General features: G+C 44.0%; 1 protein-coding gene. It reads left to right on the top strand.

Features of this window, described 5'->3' with window-relative positions; translation table 11 throughout:
* On the top strand, nt 1-641 hold a 641-nt coding region (locus FK530_RS27570; RefSeq protein ID WP_500487560.1), incomplete at both ends, for a thiamine pyrophosphate-binding protein.

Raw genomic sequence — 641 nt, 5'->3', positions numbered from 1 at the left:
ATGGATAACTTCCGCCGTGAAGTTGATAATAAAGGGCTCTCTTCCTACCCGCATCCTTGGCTCATGAAGGATTTCTGGCAATTCCCAACGGTATCGATGGGATTAGGACCTATTCAAGCAATCTATCAAGCACGTTTCTTAAAATATTTACACTCAAGAGGACTTGCGAATACAGAAGGCCGAAAAGTTTGGTGTTTCTGTGGTGATGGTGAGATGGATGAACCAGAATCATTAGGTGCAATCTCCCTTGCTGGTCGTGAAAAGTTAGATAACTTGATCTTTGTGATCAACTGTAACTTACAGCGTTTAGATGGTCCGGTTCGAGGTAATGGTAAGATCATTCAGGAGTTAGAATCAGGATTCCGCGGAAATAACTGGAATGTGATCAAGCTGATCTGGGGAAATGGTTGGGATTCACTCTTAGCGCAAGATCATGATGGCATCTTACGCAAACGGATGATGGAATGTGTTGATGGGGACTATCAAACCTATAAATCTCGTGATGGCGCCTATGTGCGTGAGCATTTCTTCAACAGTCCAGAGCTTAAAGCGATGGTGGCACATATGTCTGATAATGATGTATGGCGCTTGAATCGTGGTGGGCATGATGAGAATAAGGTCTATGCTGCTTATGATGCGGC

It is taken from the genome of Tsukamurella conjunctivitidis (assembly GCF_007858475.1).
Lineage (GTDB): Bacteria > Actinomycetota > Actinomycetes > Mycobacteriales > Mycobacteriaceae > Tsukamurella > Tsukamurella conjunctivitidis.
The sequence above is the reverse complement of the archived record's forward strand: the minus strand, read 5'-3'. Positions and strand labels throughout refer to the sequence as shown.